Annotated in this window: 18 protein-coding genes and 4 pseudogenes; 14 read left to right on the top strand and 8 right to left on the bottom strand. The window is 39.7% G+C overall.

Annotation, left to right across the window (positions count from 1 at the left end):
- The 5 genes and pseudogenes from bioB to AB1A03_RS09560 all read left to right on the top strand — a co-directional run bounded on the left by bioB (window position 1) and on the right by AB1A03_RS09560 (window position 5,105).
- Window positions 1–1,066: pseudogene (bioB, locus tag AB1A03_RS09580) on the top strand (biotin synthase BioB).
- A 203-nt stretch (window positions 1,067–1,269) separates the two neighbouring features.
- Window positions 1,270–2,175, top strand: coding sequence for an 8-amino-7-oxononanoate synthase (locus AB1A03_RS09575; protein WP_354624447.1), 906 nt, complete (start codon window positions 1,270–1,272; stop codon window positions 2,173–2,175).
- A 66-nt stretch (window positions 2,176–2,241) separates the two neighbouring features.
- Window positions 2,242–2,979 carry a malonyl-ACP O-methyltransferase BioC gene (bioC, locus tag AB1A03_RS09570; protein ID WP_354624446.1) on the top strand — a complete coding sequence of 246 codons (738 nt, stop codon included), beginning with the start codon at window positions 2,242–2,244 and terminating at the stop codon, window positions 2,977–2,979.
- Between the two features lie 59 nt (window positions 2,980–3,038).
- Window positions 3,039–3,722: a dethiobiotin synthase gene (bioD, locus tag AB1A03_RS09565; RefSeq protein WP_502945944.1), complete on the top strand. Its 684-nt coding sequence runs from the start codon at window positions 3,039–3,041 to the stop codon at window positions 3,720–3,722.
- A gap of 72 nt (window positions 3,723–3,794) precedes the next feature.
- A complete protein-coding gene (locus AB1A03_RS09560; protein ID WP_354624444.1) occupies window positions 3,795–5,105 on the top strand; it encodes a hypothetical protein in 1,311 nt (436 codons plus the stop codon).
- A 34-nt stretch (window positions 5,106–5,139) separates the two neighbouring features.
- Here the strand turns inward: AB1A03_RS09560 and AB1A03_RS17360 are convergent, their stop codons facing one another.
- From AB1A03_RS17360 to AB1A03_RS09545, 4 genes are read right to left on the bottom strand one after another with little or no spacing between them, the layout of a single operon-like run.
- Complete coding sequence (locus AB1A03_RS17360) at window positions 5,140–5,850, bottom strand: magnesium chelatase domain-containing protein (protein ID WP_502945941.1); 711 nt, start codon at window positions 5,848–5,850, stop codon at window positions 5,140–5,142.
- Window positions 5,851–5,902: 52 nt separating this feature from the next.
- Window positions 5,903–6,553 carry a DUF7125 family protein gene (locus AB1A03_RS17355; protein ID WP_502945940.1) on the bottom strand — a complete coding sequence of 217 codons (651 nt, stop codon included), beginning with the start codon at window positions 6,551–6,553 and terminating at the stop codon, window positions 5,903–5,905.
- Between the two features lie 21 nt (window positions 6,554–6,574).
- Window positions 6,575–7,246, bottom strand: coding sequence for a regulatory protein RecX (locus tag AB1A03_RS09550; protein ID WP_354624443.1), 672 nt, complete (start codon window positions 7,244–7,246; stop codon window positions 6,575–6,577).
- 50 nt (window positions 7,247–7,296) lie between these two features.
- On the bottom strand, window positions 7,297–8,511 hold the full coding sequence (locus AB1A03_RS09545) for a pyridoxal phosphate-dependent aminotransferase (protein ID WP_354624442.1): 1,215 nt from the start codon (window positions 8,509–8,511) through the stop codon (window positions 7,297–7,299).
- 190 nt (window positions 8,512–8,701) lie between these two features.
- Here AB1A03_RS09545 and AB1A03_RS09540 point away from each other — a divergent pair, with 190 nt between their 5' ends.
- The 4 genes and pseudogenes from AB1A03_RS09540 (at window position 8,702) to AB1A03_RS09525 (ending at window position 13,663) form a co-directional block, all read left to right on the top strand.
- A complete protein-coding gene (locus AB1A03_RS09540) occupies window positions 8,702–9,541 on the top strand; it encodes a LysR family transcriptional regulator (protein WP_502945939.1) in 840 nt (279 codons plus the stop codon).
- 250 nt (window positions 9,542–9,791) lie between these two features.
- A pseudogene (gene moeA, locus AB1A03_RS09535) lies at window positions 9,792–11,038 on the top strand (molybdopterin molybdotransferase MoeA).
- A gap of 97 nt (window positions 11,039–11,135) precedes the next feature.
- Window positions 11,136–12,184, top strand: a pseudogene (aroG, locus tag AB1A03_RS09530) (3-deoxy-7-phosphoheptulonate synthase AroG).
- Between the two features lie 81 nt (window positions 12,185–12,265).
- The gene (locus AB1A03_RS09525; protein ID WP_354624441.1) at window positions 12,266–13,663 is read left to right on the top strand and encodes a cobyric acid synthase; all 1,398 of its coding nucleotides are present in this window, start codon (window positions 12,266–12,268) and stop codon (window positions 13,661–13,663) included.
- A 118-nt stretch (window positions 13,664–13,781) separates the two neighbouring features.
- Here AB1A03_RS09525 and pdxH read toward each other — a convergent pair whose 3' ends face one another.
- Complete coding sequence (gene pdxH, locus AB1A03_RS09520) at window positions 13,782–14,435, bottom strand: pyridoxamine 5'-phosphate oxidase (RefSeq protein ID WP_354624440.1); 654 nt, start codon at window positions 14,433–14,435, stop codon at window positions 13,782–13,784.
- Between the two features lie 88 nt (window positions 14,436–14,523).
- On the opposite strand from pdxH, the gene AB1A03_RS09515 reads away from it, so the two are divergent.
- From AB1A03_RS09515 to AB1A03_RS09495, 5 genes are all read left to right on the top strand, one after another.
- Entirely contained in the window at window positions 14,524–14,997 is a 474-nt protein-coding gene (locus AB1A03_RS09515) for a low molecular weight protein-tyrosine-phosphatase (RefSeq protein ID WP_354624439.1), read from the top strand.
- Between the two features lie 25 nt (window positions 14,998–15,022).
- The gene (locus AB1A03_RS09510; RefSeq protein ID WP_354624563.1) at window positions 15,023–15,427 is read left to right on the top strand and encodes a thioesterase family protein; all 405 of its coding nucleotides are present in this window, start codon (window positions 15,023–15,025) and stop codon (window positions 15,425–15,427) included.
- Between the two features lie 102 nt (window positions 15,428–15,529).
- A complete protein-coding gene (locus AB1A03_RS09505) occupies window positions 15,530–15,820 on the top strand; it encodes a PilZ domain-containing protein (RefSeq protein WP_354624438.1) in 291 nt (96 codons plus the stop codon).
- Window positions 15,821–15,899: 79 nt separating this feature from the next.
- Complete coding sequence (locus tag AB1A03_RS09500; protein ID WP_354624437.1) at window positions 15,900–16,070, top strand: hypothetical protein; 171 nt, start codon at window positions 15,900–15,902, stop codon at window positions 16,068–16,070.
- 83 nt (window positions 16,071–16,153) lie between these two features.
- A complete protein-coding gene (locus AB1A03_RS09495; RefSeq protein ID WP_354624436.1) occupies window positions 16,154–16,717 on the top strand; it encodes a glutathione S-transferase family protein in 564 nt (187 codons plus the stop codon).
- A 33-nt stretch (window positions 16,718–16,750) separates the two neighbouring features.
- On the opposite strand, the gene AB1A03_RS09490 is transcribed toward AB1A03_RS09495, so the two are convergent.
- From AB1A03_RS09490 to AB1A03_RS09480, 3 genes and pseudogenes are all read right to left on the bottom strand, one after another.
- Window positions 16,751–17,086 (bottom strand): 4'-phosphopantetheinyl transferase family protein, encoded by a 336-nt coding sequence (locus AB1A03_RS09490; protein ID WP_354624562.1) that lies wholly within the window; start codon window positions 17,084–17,086, stop codon window positions 16,751–16,753.
- Window positions 17,083–17,532, bottom strand: a complete 450-nt coding sequence (locus tag AB1A03_RS09485) for a 4'-phosphopantetheinyl transferase family protein (protein WP_354624435.1) — start codon at window positions 17,530–17,532, stop codon at window positions 17,083–17,085. The genes AB1A03_RS09490 and AB1A03_RS09485 overlap by 4 nt, the downstream gene beginning before the upstream one ends.
- Before the next feature lie 91 nt (window positions 17,533–17,623).
- A pseudogene (locus AB1A03_RS09480) lies at window positions 17,624–17,928 on the bottom strand (DUF496 family protein).
- Window positions 17,929–17,989: the final 61 nt, after the last annotated feature.

The raw sequence follows: 17,989 nt of genomic DNA, 5'->3' as shown, positions 1-17,989 counted from the left end.
ATGAGCAGCAACTCTGCTAACCAAACGCAAATTCGTCACGACTGGTCCGTTGCAGAAGTCGAAGCTATGTATGCAATGCCTTTTATGGATCTGCTTTTTCAGGCGCAAACTGTACATCGTGCTAATTTCTTACCTAATCAAGTCCAAGTAAGTACATTATTGTCTATTAAAACAGGTGCTTGCCCTGAAGATTGTAAATATTGTCCGCAAAGTGCACGTTATGATACAGGACTTGAAAAACAGCAGTTGATGGAAGTTGAAAAGGTTATCAAAGCTGCTAAAGAAGCAAAACAGACGGGCTCGACTCGTTTTTGCATGGGGGCAGCATGGAAAAATCCGAAAGCGCGTGATATGCCCTATTTGGTTGAGATGATAAAAGAGGTGAAATCACTAGGACTTGAGTCATGTATGACTCTTGGGATGCTTGATAGCCAACAAGCAGCACAGCTCTCTGAAGCTGGATTAGATTACTACAACCATAATTTAGATACTTCTCCAGAATATTACGACAAAATCATCACGACACGCAGCTATCAAGATAGACTCGATACTTTAGATAACGTACGCAAAGCGGGAATGAAAGTCTGTAGCGGCGGTATTGTCGGTTTAGGTGAAGCTGGTACAGATTCAGCGGTTATTGGTGCAACTGGCTAACATGCCACAGCAACCTGAGAGTGTTCCGATTAATAAATTAGTGAAAGTACAGGGTACGCCGCTTGATAGTGTGGATGACTTGGATGAGTTTACTTTTATTAAAACTATTGCAATTGCCCGTATCTTAATGCCTAAATCGCATGTACGTTTATCGGCTGGACGTGAAAAAATGTCTGAGCAGACACAAGCCTTATGTTTTATGGCAGGTGCAAACTCTATCTTTTATGGCTGTAAATTATTAACCACGGCCAACCCCGATGAAAATTCAGATCAGCAGTTATTTAATAAATTAGGTATTAATAAAGAGGCGGTTAATTTTTCTCCCTATGAAAAAGAGCAACCCGTTGCTGCGGCCATTGTTCGTCATAATGAAAAAGATGAACTTTTTTATGACGCAACAAGTGTGCTTTAAATAGCGATTAACTGGAGTTAACTGATGGCCTTTGATTTCATTGATGCACAGTTGCAGGAGCGTGCCGATCAAGGCCTTTATCGCGCTTGTAGTACGGTAACGGGTAAACAAGAACGGTTGTTAACGTTTGAGCAAAAAAGCTACCTTAATTTCTCTAGTAATGACTATCTTGGCCTAGCTTCTGACCCTTCACTAATAAAAGCATGGCAAAAAGGGCGGATTTATATGGTGTTGGCAGCGGTGGCTCTTTTCTTGTCACTGGTTACAATCAGGCGCACGCTGAGTTATCTGCACAGTTGCAATCATGGTTAGGCGTTGAAGCCGTTGCCTTGTTTAATTCAGGTTACTCAGCCAATCAAGCCATCATAAAATTGCTACTCAATAAGCAAGATATCTTACTACAGGATAAACTAAATCATGCTTCGCTAATGGAAGCTGGCTTCTTAGCTCCCTGTAAAATGCAACGATTTAAGCACAATGATATTGCTCATTTAGGCCATTTACTGAGTAAGGCGGAACAAACTAATAAGCTCATTATCAGTGAAGGTGTGTTTAGCATGGATGGGGATTGTGCCCCCATTAGCGCGCTGCACGCACAAGCCCAAAGCAGTGATGCATGGTTAATGATCGATGATGCCCACGGACTCGGTGTGGTTGGTAAAAATGGTCAAGGTAGTGTGCAAGCCGCAGGGTTAGTAAACCGTGATATACCAATTTATATGGCGACCTTTGGTAAGGCGTTAGGTGTTGGTGGGGCATTTGTTGCAGGCTCTAAAAAACTGATTGATTACTTAACTAATTATTCCAAACCTTACATATATAGTACCGGCATGCCTCCGGCAATGGCCTACTGTATTAGTCAAGCCTGCACTATTGCAGAAAAAGAGCAGTGGCGACGCGATAAATTAAGTGAATTAATTGCCACCTTTCGACGCTTAGCTTGTGAAAATGAGATCCAACTAGGGGATTCCCACACGGCTATTCAACCTATTATCATGGGTGATAGTAAACGTTGTGTCGCGGTTGCTAATAAACTAAAACAGATGGGTTTATGGGTGACCGCTATTCGCCCTCCGACTGTGCCGGAAATAGCGCTCGTTTACGTATAACGTTAACGGCAAGCCATGAGTTAGAAGATGTTAAACAGTTGGTTACGGCCATTCGCCGAGTATTAAATGAATATTAATCATTACACAAAAATAGATAAAAATGCGGTTGCAGAATCTTTTTCTAAGGCGGCTAAATATTACGATCAATTCGCCATGTTACAACGCGATATTGGCATTTCGTTATTGTCGAAAATAGATAGTAGGGCATTCACGCATATCCTAGATTTAGGTTGCGGTACAGGCTATTTCAGCGAAAAACTCTATCATAATAATGCCAATGCATTAATTACCTGTTTCGATTTATCCCCAGCGATGCTAGATGAAGTAGCGGCTAAGGGATTGCCCAGTGTTAAACTACAACAGGGCGATATCGATGATTTACCCTTTGCTGTTGCTCAGTATGATTTGATTTTTTCTAATCTTGTTCTGCAATGGAGTGAAGATCTTAGCAATTGTTTGACGCAGCTGAAAAAAATTCTAGCGGTTAACGGTAAATTATATTTTTCTACCCTGTTAGATGGATCGTTGCATGAATTAACTCAAGCCTGGAAACAGGTTGATGATTTACCACATACAAATCGATTCATAACGCTTGCAGAAATTCGTAAAGTGGTAGGCGCCATTGGCTTTACGCATGTCACTATAAAAACAGAAACACGAGTGCTTGAGTACGATAATGTGATGGAAGTAATGCGTGCATTAAAAGGAATTGGAGCAAACCATGTACATGGGCATCAAGGTACGACCATCAAGGGTAGACGGCTTATTGAGATGCTCGAACAAGGCTATGTGCCCTTTTATTAACCACCTTGAAAAATACCCATTAACCTATGAAGTTTGTTATGTAGAGGTTGAGAAATAGTATAGTGAAACAACACACTTTTTTTGTCACGGGTACCGACACCGATGTCGGTAAAACGATTTGCTGTAAAGCGTTGTTGCAATCGGCGAATAGGCAGCAACTTACAACGCTTGCTTATAAGCCGATTGCGGCAGGTTGTCAATTAACGCAACAGGGATTGCGTAATCAAGATGCCATCACTTTACAGACACATAGCAGTATTAAACTAGCCTATGAAGCTATTAACCCCATTGCTTTTGAGCCACCGATAGCACCACATATCGCTGCTGATATTCTAGCGCAACCCATTGATGTTAATCTAATAACCAGTGGTTTGCACAAGCTGCAGGCACAAGCTGCTGAGATTATTTTGGTAGAAGGAGCCGGGGGGTGGCGTTTACCTATCAATAATACGCAGATGCTTTCTGATTGGGTGATTAGTCAGCGTTTACCTGTGATTTTAGTGGTCGGTATGAAGTTGGGTTGTTTAAATCACGCGTTGTTGACCTATCAAGCAATTATTAATGATGGACTAGAGGTGGTTGGTTGGATAGCTAATCAATTACAAAGTGACATGCCGTTTTATACAGAAAATGTCGCTTTTTTAAGTGAAAATATTAAAGCGCCAAAAATAGCTGAAATACCATACATTGATAATGTAGATAGCAAAGATTTGGCAAATTTTGTTAATTTTTCATTTACTTAACTTAATCATGCAGCGCAGTGTTAAATTCGTGTATATTTGATTTTATAGCTTCAATGATAATTAGGATCCGCTATGACAGTGCTTTCGCAAAATAGTGTTTTTACTTCTCTGCTACAAGATGGACCACTTGCCGTTTCTAAAAGCGCCTTCAATGTAGGCTGTTTTTCTCCTGAAACCCGTTTATGGGTAAAACGATTGCAACAAGATCCTAATAATGTCACTAAATATCGCGCTTTACGCAGTCAAATATTTGAGTTTTTGGAGGTCTCATCTTTAACACAAATTCAAATATTATTAGCCAATACAGCTCTTCACCAAGCGCGCAGTGATCGAGCACTTAAATTACTTGGTAATATGTTTGGTATTGATGGCACCTTAAATGAGATTAAAAGCCGTGTTGATGAATATGCGCGAACGGCCGATGCAGTAATTCGTGCTATAACGGGTAAGGTACTCTCTACCTATGCATCACATATTGAAATGACCAATGAAATTGAAGTCGCTAATAATCCCGTTGAGCTGCTATTAATTATGTTTAACGACCATTACCACAAAAAAGCACGTTTTGAAGCGCGTCGAAAACTGATATTAATGACCTTAGCCGGGAGTATCGACCAACGTGAGCGTGAAACCAAAATTGAGACGAAGTTTTCTAGCTTTTTAACTTTTTTAAATGGATATGTATGGAACTCTGATTTAAAAATTGGCCAACTTGACTCCGTATACCTGCATTCGACGCATCGGGATGACGATTATTATTGTACTGGTGTAGAAGTATTACAACCTTCACAAGCTAATTTGAAAGAGAAAGAAAAAGGCAAAAAACTGACCTTAATAAAGCGTCGTAGTTTTACGGTGGGTAAAAAAAACATACCAATTTATGTCTCTATTAGGAAAAAACCACCAGAGGCAAAGGTATTAAAATTACTCCGTAAAAACGAGAAAAATCCTGCCGTTGCCGTTGATGATGAATTAGGCTTGATGGCCGTTTTAGATTCAGTTGCCGATGTCAAAGCATTTCAGCAACACTTAACGCACAGTGCTTCGAAGGCGAATTCATTAATGGTGCTCGAAGATATTTCCGACACATTAGTCGAACATACCCAATATCGAGGCAGGGCAGAAGGCTCCAGTGAAAAAACCTCAATGATGAAATTCTTTGCCCGTTTAGGGGGGATGCGAGTGGAATTTATTATTCACACCAATCAAACCTGGTTAAATTATATGTATCAGCAGGACGTTGCGCACGATGAGTATGAGGTTAAACGTATTTTTGATACGGGGGTTATTGAGCTTTTATTCCCCAAAGATATCTATTATCTCGACCATCAAAAAACGCGCCATGAAATGCTACGCCTCTTCCGCAAACAAATAGAGTCTTAATGGCTGAACGATTAAGACAATATTGGCTGCTTGCTTAAGACAACGCCTCTATTAACGCTCTGACATTTTTAAGCGGGTGTATAGATTGACCTGCTTTAACAAATTGCTCCATGGATTTGTGATAAGCTACGGCAGGAATATAAATCTGCTTTTTACCATGAGTGAGAGCTTCACGAACCCGAGGGACAATTTGTGGTATTTGTCTTAATTCTCCCGTTAATGCTAATTCGCCAATAAAAACGGAATCCTCCGGTAATGGTCTAGAATTAATTGAACTTAATAGGGCTGCGGTAACCGCCATATCCGTAGAGGTTTCTGTATCTGACATTTTTAAGCCTCCGACCAGACTGATATTAATATCGTAGTAGGTCGGTATGCCGCCATGTTTTCTGAGTACAGCTGTGATTAATGAGAGACGACTGTAGGAGATGCCGATACAGTTACGAATCGATTTTTCGCCTTCAACTTCCGTTGCTAAGGCTTGAATCTCAATTAATAAATTACGTGCGCCATCTTTAATCACTGAAATTGCCGACCCTTCAAAGTGTTCATCGCTACCCGATAGAAAAAGTCGGCTGGGGTTATCAACGGAGTACATCCCTTTTTCAGTCATTTGAAAAATACCCACTTGTTCTGTATCTCCAAAGCGATTTTTATCGGCGCGTAATATGCGCACCGAGGCATCATTCACTTCAATATGGATTGCCGTATCAATAATATGTTTTAGGGTTTGTGGCCCCGCCATTTGTGAATTTTTATTTACCTGACCAACTAAAATCAGGGTGATACCGTGTTGTTTACATCACCAGGTTAAGAATTTTCGCGCAATTTTTTACCTGTGTAACGCCACCTGCCGAACCTTCTGCTTGATTAAATTCAAAGGCTTGTATGGAATCAGCGATTAAAAATTTAATATTATTTTCAATACATTGGTCGACAATATCTTCTACGCAATCAGTATCGGACAATAAAAAATTGTCACTATTGAAGTCCAATTTTAATCGTTCAACCCCGCGTTTTGCCCACTGACTGAGGCTCTCTTCTGCTGTGACGTATAATGTTGGCATGCTCTGTGACATAACCGCGGCAACTTTGGTAAGTAATGTTGTTTTACCTGAGCCGGGATCGCCACTAATTAAGACCACGGAGCCAAGCGTTATTCCGCCGCCCAAGACACGATCTAATTCTGATAATCCGGTGCTAACGCGTGCCGCATTTTCTATTTGTACAGTCGAGATACGTTGTACGCCACTGCTTAATACACCAGCATAACCCGCCGTTTTGTTACGATTGATAGCTGAATTTAAAGCGCCCGTTGTTGCCGTGGGTTGTCTAAATTCGGTGATGGTATTCCAAGATTTACATTCACTACATTGACCTTGCCATTTTTTAAAATCAGCGCCACATTCACTGCACAGATAGGCTATTTTGGTTTTCGCTTTGGTCATCTTCTATCCTAGGGTTGGTCATTATTGATCGCGTTCATGACTATATTGTTTTATTGCAGCTAGTGCATCCGTAAATGAGAAGCCACGTGAAACGAGGAAACGTAGCGCTTTATTTTTACTTTTCGCTTCAACAATCGCGCTGTTTTTAAACTTATTGTTGAGTAACAATAGGGCATCACTGATGGTCAGTACTTCATCCATCGGATAGGCGCCATTATGTTGTTCAATCGCCCGTTGAATATCATCAAAACTATGTCCCTTAGTTTGTAAAAATGCCATCGCTTTTTGTTTGAGATGTGGGCTAGCAATATGGTGAGGGAACTTGATGTTAAGTGAATGGATTGCACTGGTGATGTATTCGAACTGGTTGTCAAGGAGAGTAGAAGCTATTAAGTCACTCTCTATCCCTTTTCGTTGCAGCGCTTGTATGATGCGATTTTTTGCAAAACCTTTCTGTTGGCAGGCGCGAATAAAGTTATTAACAAAACGATTATCATCTAAATAACCATAGTGAAAACATTCACTAATGACGTCATCAACCCATTGTTGATTATCACTTTTTCGTGCCAGTTTTTGTCGTAGCTCCATTTCGCTATGGTCGCGTCGACTCAAGTGCCAAAGGGCGCTACGACGAACCCCTTCGATATCTTTGGCTACTTTGATACCATTATTTGTATGATTTTTAGGTGTCATTATTTCCTACAGAGTAAGCCGCTGCATACATCGCAACGGCCATTTTATTATTATTGACGATAATGTTGTAAAAATTTACTTATTTTACCGATTGCCTTAGTGAGTTCATCAACGCGCGGTAGGCAAACAATGCGGAAGTGATCGGGTTTATGCCAGTTAAAACCAGTTCCCTGTACAATGAGTATTTTTTCTTCCATTAACAAGTCCATCGCAAAGCGTTGATCATCTTTGATATTGAACTTTTGCTTATCTAATTTAGGGAAAATATAGAGTCCCCCTTTAGGTTTGTTGCAGGTCACACCGGGAATATCATTAATCAGTTTCCAAGCGGTTTGCGTTTGATCGTATAAACGCCCGCCGGGAACGGTCAGTTCATTGATACTTTGGTAGCCACCGAGTGAGGTTTGAATAGCGTGTTGCATCGGTACATTGGCACAAAGTCTCATGCTGGCAAGGATTTCTAACCCACTAATATAGTCACGAGCTTGCTTTTTTGCCCCGCTTAACATCATCCAGCCGACACGGAAACCACAAACTCGGTACGCCTTTGACAAACCATCGAAGGTGACGATTAAGACATCATCGGCGAGCGTTGCCATGGGAACATGCACCGCATCGTCATAAGTAATTTTAGAGTAGATTTCATCGGAAAATATGATCAACTTATGTTGGCGCGCTAATTCAATAATCTGCTCTAATAACTCTTTACTGTATACGGCACCCGTTGGATTATTAGGATTGATAATAACAATCCCTTTAGTCTTCGACGTGATTTTAGATTTAATATCGTTAATATCTGGAAACCAATCCGATTGTTCATCACAAAGGTAATGGACAGGTTTGCCTCCAGAAAGATTGGCTGCTGCGGTCCAAAGTGGGTAGTCGGGAGCTGGGATAAGCAATTCATCGCCATTATTTAGCAAGCCCTGCATTGCCATCACAATTAACTCACTGACTCCGTTGCCTATGTAAATATCTTCAATATCAAGGGATAGTAGTCCCTTTGCTTGATAGTGTTGCATAACGGATTTACGAGCAGAAAATAGCCCTTTGCTATCACAGTAACCTTGACTCAACGGGAGGTTTTTGATCACATCCATGAGCACTTCTTCCGGTGCTTCAAAGCCAAATGGCGCTGGATTACCAATATTGAGCTTCATGATACGTTGCCCTTCGTCCTCCAGCTTATGGGCTTGTTTAAGCACAGGCCCACGAATGTCATAGCAAACATTGTCTAATTTATGGGACTTTTCGATGGAATACATAAAAACCTCTTAAAAACAGTAGGGGGCAATAGCACGTAAATACGGCAACTCATTAAGAAAGCTAAAACTACCTGATATTAGGCATAGAGTGAAGTAAATTAAAAAAATATGTGCATAAATAGTCTTTAATTATAAATTTATTTCACGTATCGTTGAAATTATTGAATATTACATAGAATTATGTTTCGCCATGATAGAAATCAAACACTTAAAAACCTTGTTAACATTAAAAGCAACGGGTAGTTTAGTGGAAGCTGCGCTGCAGTTGCATTTAACCCAATCGGCATTATCTCATCAATTAAAAGAGTTAGAGGGGCGACTTAATTGTGCGCTGTTTATTCGTAAATCTAGGCCGATTCGTTTTACTATTGCAGGCATGCGTTTACTTGAACTTGGTGAACAAGTATTGCCCCTGATTCGCAGTGCTGAACGAGACCTTTCGCGTTTTGTCTCTGGCGACGCAGGAGAACTGCATATGGCAATAGAGTGTCACTCATGTTTTCAATGGTTAATGCCTGCCATTGATAAGTTCAGAGATAGCTGGCCTGAAGTAGAATTAGATTTTTCCAGTGCCTTTAGTTTTTTGCCTTTGCCAGCATTAAAGCGAGGCACCCTTGATTTAGTCGTTACTTCTGATCCTCAACCACTCGAAGGTATAACTTATATCCCACTATTTAGTTATCAGCCGATGCTAGCGGTTAGTCGACATCATAAGTTGGCAAATAAAAGTTATATTGAGGCGAAGGATTTAGAGTGCGAAACATTGATCACCTATCCCGTTGAAAAAGAAAGGTTAGATATTTTTAACCAATTTTTAATTCCAGAGGGCGTTTCACCAGATAAAATTCGCCATGCCGAAATGACATTGATGATGTTGCAGTTAGTTGCGAGTGGGCATGGCGTGGCCGGGTTACCAAACTGGGCGCTTTTTGAGTATTTACAAAAAGATTATGTCGTTGCTAAACGCTTAGGTAAAGAGGGATTATGGAATACACTCTATGCCGCCGTGCGCGAAAGCAAAAGCACTTAGCCTATATTGAAGATTTTATTGAAACGGCTATAGCTAGCTGTTTTGAACATTTAAAAGGGATTAAGTCGGTTTCTCAATAATTAATTTTAATCGATTAGATATTTCGTTAAAGATGTTTTGTCTGTTATTTGTACATTTGTGATTAAATATGCTGTTAATGAACTGTTTTTGGCCTTTTTTTACCATCAGTAATTGCACAGTAGCGAATAAAAAGTCACAATTATTACTTAATTATTTAAGGTGAAGAAATATGGGATGTTGTGACGTTGATGGGTTAATGCCCCTTGAGCAAGCATTAGCACAAATGCAATCGTCAATAGCGAATGTCTGTGACGTGGTTGAATTACCATTATCAGAGGCATTAGGTTACGCGTTGGCTGAGGATATTCACTCGCCTTTGAATGTGCCTCCTTTTAATAATTCAGCAATGGATGGTTATGCAATAAAGCGTGATAATTTATTGGCTTGTTCGGTTGATAGTCCCGTCACCTTAAAACAGGTTGGTAAATCTTTCGCTGGTGCTCCCTATGTCGGCAATTAAATACAGGATGCTGTATTCGCATTATGACTGGGGCTGTTATGCCTGATGGTGCCGATTGTGTTGTCATGCAGGAAAGAGTGCAGGCAAATGATGACTTGATCACTTTTATGCAGTTACCCAAATTATCAGACAATGTACGTTTGGCAGGGGAAGACCTTAAATTAAATCAATTGGTTTTGCATAAAGGGCATAAATTAACACCACGAGACATCCCTTTGATCGCTTCTCTGGGAATTGCCAATGTGAATGTTTTTCGCAGATTAAAAGTGGCGGTTATTTCCTCCGGTGATGAACTTAAGAGTCTTGGTGAACCCCTTTTAAGTGGTCAAATATACGATAGTAATCGTTATAGCATTATCGCTTTATTGTCGCGAATGAATGTTGATGTCATTGATTTTGGCATCATTAAAGACGACAGAAATTTATTGAACAACGCATTTTCACAGGCAGATGCGCAAGCCGATGTAGTCATTACAAGTGGTGGTGTTTCCGTCGGGGAAGCTGATTTTATTAAAGACATTTTGGCAGAAATGGGGGAAATTGGTTTTTGGAAATTGGCGATTAAACCCGGTAAACCCTTTGCGTTTGGCAAACTACCAAGAAGTACTTTTTTTGGCTTGCCAGGTAATCCTGTTTCCGCTATGGTCACTTTATATCAACTTGTCGTGCCTGCACTGCTCACTCTTGGTGGAATGCAGGCAAAGCCGGCAATTCGTTTTAATGCAATAGCACAAAACAGACTAAAAAAAGCAGCAGGGCGCACCGATTTTCAACGGGCGATATATGCTGTGGATGATCACGGACGACTTGTTGTTAGTTCAACTGGGAGCCAAGGATCGGGTGTTTTTAGCTCAATGAGTCAATCTAACTGTTTTATCGTACTCGAGCAACATCGAGGTGATGTCGAAATCGGTGAAATGGTGGTTATTGAGCCCTATAACACCCTAATGGATTAAACATATTACTGATTAATTCCATTTTATACCAATTGGTATTAAAACTAACATCTATATATTAACTTAATGTGCACAAGTAAGTGCTTTAGGAACAACAATGACTATAACTGATGATATACATATCACCGCTATCAAAGAACTTTTACCACCTATCGCATTATTAGAAAAATTTCCTGCAACCGATGAAATCTGTGAAACTGTTGCTAATTCTCGTAATGCCATTCATAAAATTTTAAGCCAAGAAGATGACCGTCTATTGGTTATCATTGGACCTTGTTCATCCATGATACGGACGCTGCGTTGGATTATGCAGCTAGACTGGCACCTTTGCGTGAGAAATATAAAGATACATTAGAAGTGGTTATGCGTGTTTATTTTGAAAAGCCACGTACAACGGTTGGTTGGAAAGGGTTAATTAATGATCCTGAATTAAATGGTACTTTCAATATTAATAAAGGTTTACGCACTGGGCGCAAACTACTTTTAGATATCAATGCAATGGGATTACCCGCAGCCACTGAATTTTTGGATATGATCACACCGCAATATGTTGCCGACCTAATGACTTGGGGAGCAATCGGAGCGCGTACAACGGAATCGCAAGTGCATCGTGAATTGGCGTCAGGTCTTTCATGTCCGGTTGGATTTAAAAATGGTACCGATGGCACAATTAAAATTGCCGTTGATGCTATTGGCGCTGCAAATGCGTCGCATCATTTCTTATCAGTAAATAAATTTGGACATAGTGCCATTGTTGAAACGGCTGGTAATCCAGATTGTCATATTATTTTACGTGGTGGTAAAGCACCAAACTATAGTGCAAAAGATGTTGCTGAAATTAAATCTGAACTACAGAAATCAGGGATGACAGAAACCTTGATGATCGATTTTAGTCATGCAAACTCTGAGAAAAAATTTGAAAACCAAATGAAAGTTTGTGCTGATGTGTGTGCACAACTTGCTGCAGGCGAGCAAGCTATTTCTGGCGTTATGGTCGAAAGTCATATTGTTGAAGGCCGCCAAGACTTAATTGATGGCGTTGCTGCAAATTATGGTCAAAGTATTACCGATGCTTGTATCGGTTGGGATGATACCGAAGCGCTGTTAGAACAACTCTCTACAGCAGTGGCAAAACGTCGCGCTTAATTTAATCATTAAAGCAATGGTTAACATGAACATAGCACTGTTTAGGCAGTGCTTTTTTGTGTCTGAATTTCGGAAAAGGTTATGGGTAAGAAAAATAGACCGATTATGATTTTAGGTTGTACTAGTGATGCAGGGAAATCGTTAATCGTCACTGCAATTTGTCGTTTACTTGCAAATAGAGGTGTAAAAGTTGCTCCATTTAAAGCGCAAAATATGAGCAATAATGCAGCCATTACCGATAATGGATTAGAAATGGGGCGCGCACAATACTTACAGGCGTTAGCGGCTAAAATTACCCCGTCAGTATTAATGAATCCTATTTTATTAAAACCTAGTTCAGAAACGTCCAGTCAAGTGATAGTCAATGGCATCGTTAATAATGAAATAAGCCACTGTCCATGGATGCAACGTAAAGCCTTTTTATGGCCCAAAGTACAAAGTGCCTTGCACTCACTACAGGAAGAGTATGAACAAGTGGTGATTGAAGGGGCGGGAAGTCCTGCGGAGATAAATTTACGAGCAGGTGATATTGTCAATATGGCCGTCGCCCTTGAGTGTAATGCCGATGTGTACCTGCTCTCTGATATTGATAAGGGAGGTTCATTTGCCCATCTATTGGGAACTTGGGCGGCGCTTGCACCAGAGGAGCAGCGATTAATTAAAGGCTTTGTATTAAATAAATTTCGCGGTGATCCCTTATTACTCGGAAATGCCATGCAATGGTTAGAGGATAAAACTGGTATTCCGACGGTGGCTAACATTCCCTATTATCGACATCAATTACCCGAAGAGGATAGCTTTCGTTTTGGTAGAAAATGGCAGCGAGGAGCAATTAATATTGCGCTTATCTATTACCCCTATGCATCGAACTTAGATGAATTTGATCCACTTATGTTTCAAGACGACATTAATTTGGTGCCCGTTCATCAAAATGAAGATTTATGCCATTATGATGCGTTGATTCTACCGGGTAGTAAGAACAGTGGTGTCAGTTTAGAATTTTTAAAAGTATCGGGATTGGATAAACGTATCGCACAATTTAAAGGTACAGGGAAGCTGATGTTAGGTATTTGTGGTGGCTTGCAAATATTGGGTAAACAAATATTAGATCCTCTGAATATCGAAGATGGTGACAAGAAAGGGCTGTCACTAATTAATTTGGTCACGCAGCTGGAGGCCTCTAAATCAACCCTACAGACCTCAATCAGTTTTCTAGGTGGTAATATCGAGGGCTACCAGATCCACCATGGCAAAACAGTTGCAGATGAATATGTAGTGCCTTTTTTACAGGAAGGTTTGGGTTGGCAAATGGATAATATCTATACTACCTATCTACATGGTGTTTTTGAAAATAAAGTATTTTATGATTGGTTTATGCGTAAAGTTAATGGCCGAGAGAATGGCATTGATTGGAAAAAACATATGGATAATGAATTAGATAAACTCGCTGACATGTTTTCTAAACATGGCTGGATGTGATAACGAATGTTATATTTATCTACCCATTAATGTGAGCTTGAAGTGAAACTACGTTTCACTTCTTGTATTTATTTTGCAATTAGAACAATTAGTTACTGCAATCAATGTAAAGCTGTTGTTAAGGGTTTAACCGTGTTCTATCCCAATTATTGCCATTCACTTGATAAACAAAACGGTCATGTAACCTGTCTGCCTTACCTTGCCAAAACTCGATGCGTTCAGGAATAACACGATAGCCGCCCCAAAATTCAGGTAATGGCACTTCCTGACCTTGAAATTTATCCTCAAAATATTTAACCCGTTCTATTAACGTTTCTCTATCCGCTAAAGGTTGACTTTGATGCGATGCCCAAGCGCCAATGCGGCTACCTCGTCCACGAGTTTGGAAGTAACTATTTGACTCTTCACTGCTAATTCGTTCAATACGTCCTTCAATACGCACTTGGCGCTGTAAAATATTCCAATGAAAGAGTAAAGCAGCAAATGGGTTTGCTTCTAATTCACTCGCTTTATGGCTGCCGTAGTTGGTAAAAAAGACAAAACCCTGTTGATCAACCTCTTTAAGTAGCACAATACGAGAAGAGGGACGACCTTCAGGTGTGCAGGTAGAGAGAGACATTGATTCAGGCAATACCACGCCAGTCTGTTCTGCTTCTTTTAGCCATTCCTTAAAAAAGGCGATTGGATCTTGTGTTGATTGTAGGGCTTTATTTTCGATTAAAACACCTTGACCAAGCGTAAAGGCACAGCGAATTTTACTGATAAGTGACATGCTATCTTCTTATTTTAATGAGTATAATGATAAGTAAAGTGTATAATTTGTGGTAAATTTTGTCGAATTATATAGGCGTTACTGGATAATGAAAGTAAAAATATTGATTGTTTGCCTTGGTAATATTTGCCGTTCACCGACAGCGGAAGCTGTGTTACGAACAAAAGTACAGCAGCGTGGCCTAGATTGTATTATTGATTCTGCGGGGACAATTAATCATCATCAAGGAGACCTTCCCGATCAGCGAGCTCGGCGCGCTGCTGCATTAAGGGGATACCGATTTGATGGCATTGTGTCGCGGCCGATATCTGCTAAAGATTTTGAGTATTTTGATTTTATATTTGCAGCGGATAACCATAACTTAGCGGATTTAAAAGCACTTTGTCCCAATCATCTACAGCACAAACTATCGCTATTTCTCAGTTATGGTGACAGTGAATGTGCTGAAATTCCAGATCCCTATTATGGTGGCGATCAAGGTTTTGAAGAAGTGTTAGATTTAATTGAGAACGCAAGCGACCATATCATTGCTAAACTTGTGCATAAAGCAAAGAATGATTGAAATAGAGCAACAACGAGAAACGACAATGGCTAAAATTTACCATCATGCGGTGCAGATCTATTACGAAGATACAGATCATTCAGGCGTCGTCTATCACCCTAATTTTTTGAAATATTTTGAAAGGGCGCGTGAGCATGTAATTGGCTGCCGTAAACTTGACCTTTTATGGCGAGAACAAGGTGTTGGCTTCGCAGTCTATAAAGCAAATTTAATCTTCCAAGAGGGAGTGGAATTTGCTGAAGTTTGTGATATCCGAACCCAATTCTCATTAGATGGAAAATATAAAACAGTTTGGCGACAGGAACTATGGCGACCCGGCGCGAATAAAGCTGCCGTTATTGCCGATATTGAAATGGTCTGTTTAGATAAACAAAAGCAGTTGCAGGTGATACCCGAACAAATATTAAATGCGTTATTCGATAATAATTAAGCTTTAAATAGTCAAACTTAACAGAAATTAACAACATCACTTGCTTGATATAGAAATAACATTAACTTACTAAATTTAAATCGATTAATCTTTGGAGGCAATGTGTTAATAACTCATGATGAAAGACGTGTATTTCAGCGTATGGAAGTTAAAGCGAATGTTAAAATAATTAAGGGAGAAATGGAAATTTCTGGTCTTTGCAATGATTTAAGTAGTACGGGGATGTCTTTGCAAGTGATGGAGCCTGTTTTACGTGCTGGTGATAATATTAAAGTCATTTTAGATACACAAAATTCACGTTTTGTCCCCTTAGATGTAGAAGCTAATGTGTTAAGGGTTAAAGAGGAAGCAGGGCGTTTCATCGCAGCGATTGAATTTACCAATTTTAATTAAAACTCTTCTGTATATCGGCTACTTTTTGAGCAATTTTAAGCTAAGGTTATAAAGGTGGTGGTCGTAAAAGGAGAGTAGCATGATTTTTCATAATAAAGCTGGTCAAGCAATGAATCTAGCTGATAACTTAACACTTAAAGAGTTATTAGAAATGGGCATTGAATTGACTCTATCGGAAAAAATAGATCCTAATCATGAATTATGGTTAGCAGATCAGCCAAACGAAGGCGAAGAGAAAGAAGCGAGTTAGTTAAGTCGATAATCCCTCTATTACAGGGGGATTATTAATCCACCCCCCTTTCTTTTTATACGCTTCCATCAATAAGGATTACTATGAAAGTATATGGTAGTTATACCTCTCCATTTGTTCGTCATTGTCGCATTGTCCTATTACAAACCGGTTTACAACATCAATTTATTGAGACAGATGCCGCAACCAGTGCAAATTTATCGCCAACTAAAAAAGTGCCCCTATTGATTGATAATGGTGTAACGCTTACTGACTCAAGTTCCATTATTAAATATTTGCGGGAAAAGTCGGGGCAGCCGTTTTTTGCTGATGTAGCTGATTTTGAGCTTTTTAATATGAGCAATACCGTGCTTGATGCCTGTGTGAATATTTTTTTTCTAGAACTTGATGGTATAAAATTAGCGCAAAGTCATTACTTGCAAAGGCAACATGCGCGTGTTCTTTCTGGTTTAATGGCTTTAAATAAGCGCACCTTTTCCCATGAATTACCTTTGAGTGATGGCGAGCTGAGGTTGGCGTGTTTTCTAAATTGGGGGCTATACCGCAGGCGGATAGACTTGTCTGAGTTACCGGTTTTGCAACATTTACTGGCATTGGCTAATACGGATAAAGAGTTCATCGCGACGGCTCCCCCTGCCATCGATTAAATCAACCTTATCATTTAACTAATAGCAATGTCTCTAATTTACCAATTGGCATAACTTTTCAGCTGAAAAATGTTGTATTTCAAGAACACGCTTATCTTTGCCAGTATTAACGGAGATAGCAATACAATGTTTTTGGTCTGGGTAGGTGAGGCAGTGATACCAGTGATCATTGCAATTGATCTTATGATTGTCAGTAATAACGATATTTATATCGTCATTAATTAATGTTTTTAGATTTGACTTAATAGTAAAGCTAACGATATCTAGACCAAGGCTTATTCCATATCCTGTCGCTTTGAGAAATGCCTCTTTAAGCGTCCAATATTCAAAAAATCGGCGCCCCTGTAATAAACTTGGCTGTGAAGCTATATCCCGTTGTTCCGTTCGGTGAAATAGCGCTTTGAGATCCCCGTGTAATTAATCTTACGATGTACATTTTCAATATCACAACCAATATCGTGGTTTAAACAGATTGAACAAATAATCAACTCACTGTTATGACTTAAATTGAAACGTAATGGCAACGTCGAGTTGGCTATTTCTGGCTTGCCATGGGCAGATACCGTAAATTGCCAATCCTGTGGTTGTATGGCGACATACTGTGATAGGATTAAACGTAAAAATGCACGCGTTATTAATGCACTATGCTGCGCCTCTGGGGTTCGATAACGCGCTACTCTAGCTTGTTCATCGCTGCTTAATAGAGTCTGCAGATAATTGATTTGGTTAGCGTCTTTGATCTGTTGTGGGTTAATATGCCACAGGTGAATAGAGTGATTAGGCAGTGTTAATAATGAAGGGTGATTAATATCCACCAGAGCTCCGTTGCGCTATAAAAAAGGGATAGGAATACCCTTTGGTATTAGACTATCCCTCAATGTTGAATGTTTTTCTTAAATAAGAAAGTTATTTAGCAACATGGCCAGTAAGTTTGAATGACATAATTTTATTATTTAGCTCACGACGCTCTTTTGAAAGTTCCGCACCAATAATGATGTGATCATCAACACGATTTTCATAGTCAAACTTCATGTTGTTAATGATAGCAAGAACGTCTTCTGGGTTCATATCAGGCGTGATGTATTCTAATAAGTTGCTTAGAAATCGACACGTTTACGATTGTCCCTGACTTTTGTTTCATTATCTATAATTTCACGTTTTAATTTATTTTTACGACGTGTGATTTTTACTAGTTCAAGCACATTACCCATAATTATACCTTTTTGTTTTATATTGAAGCTATTAATAATAGAACCGCTATTGCTATGTATT

It is taken from the genome of Psychromonas sp. MME2 (assembly GCF_040566515.1).
In the GTDB taxonomy this organism is placed as follows: Bacteria; Pseudomonadota; Gammaproteobacteria; order Enterobacterales; family Psychromonadaceae; genus Psychromonas.
This window is presented reverse-complemented; position numbering and strand designations above follow the sequence as displayed.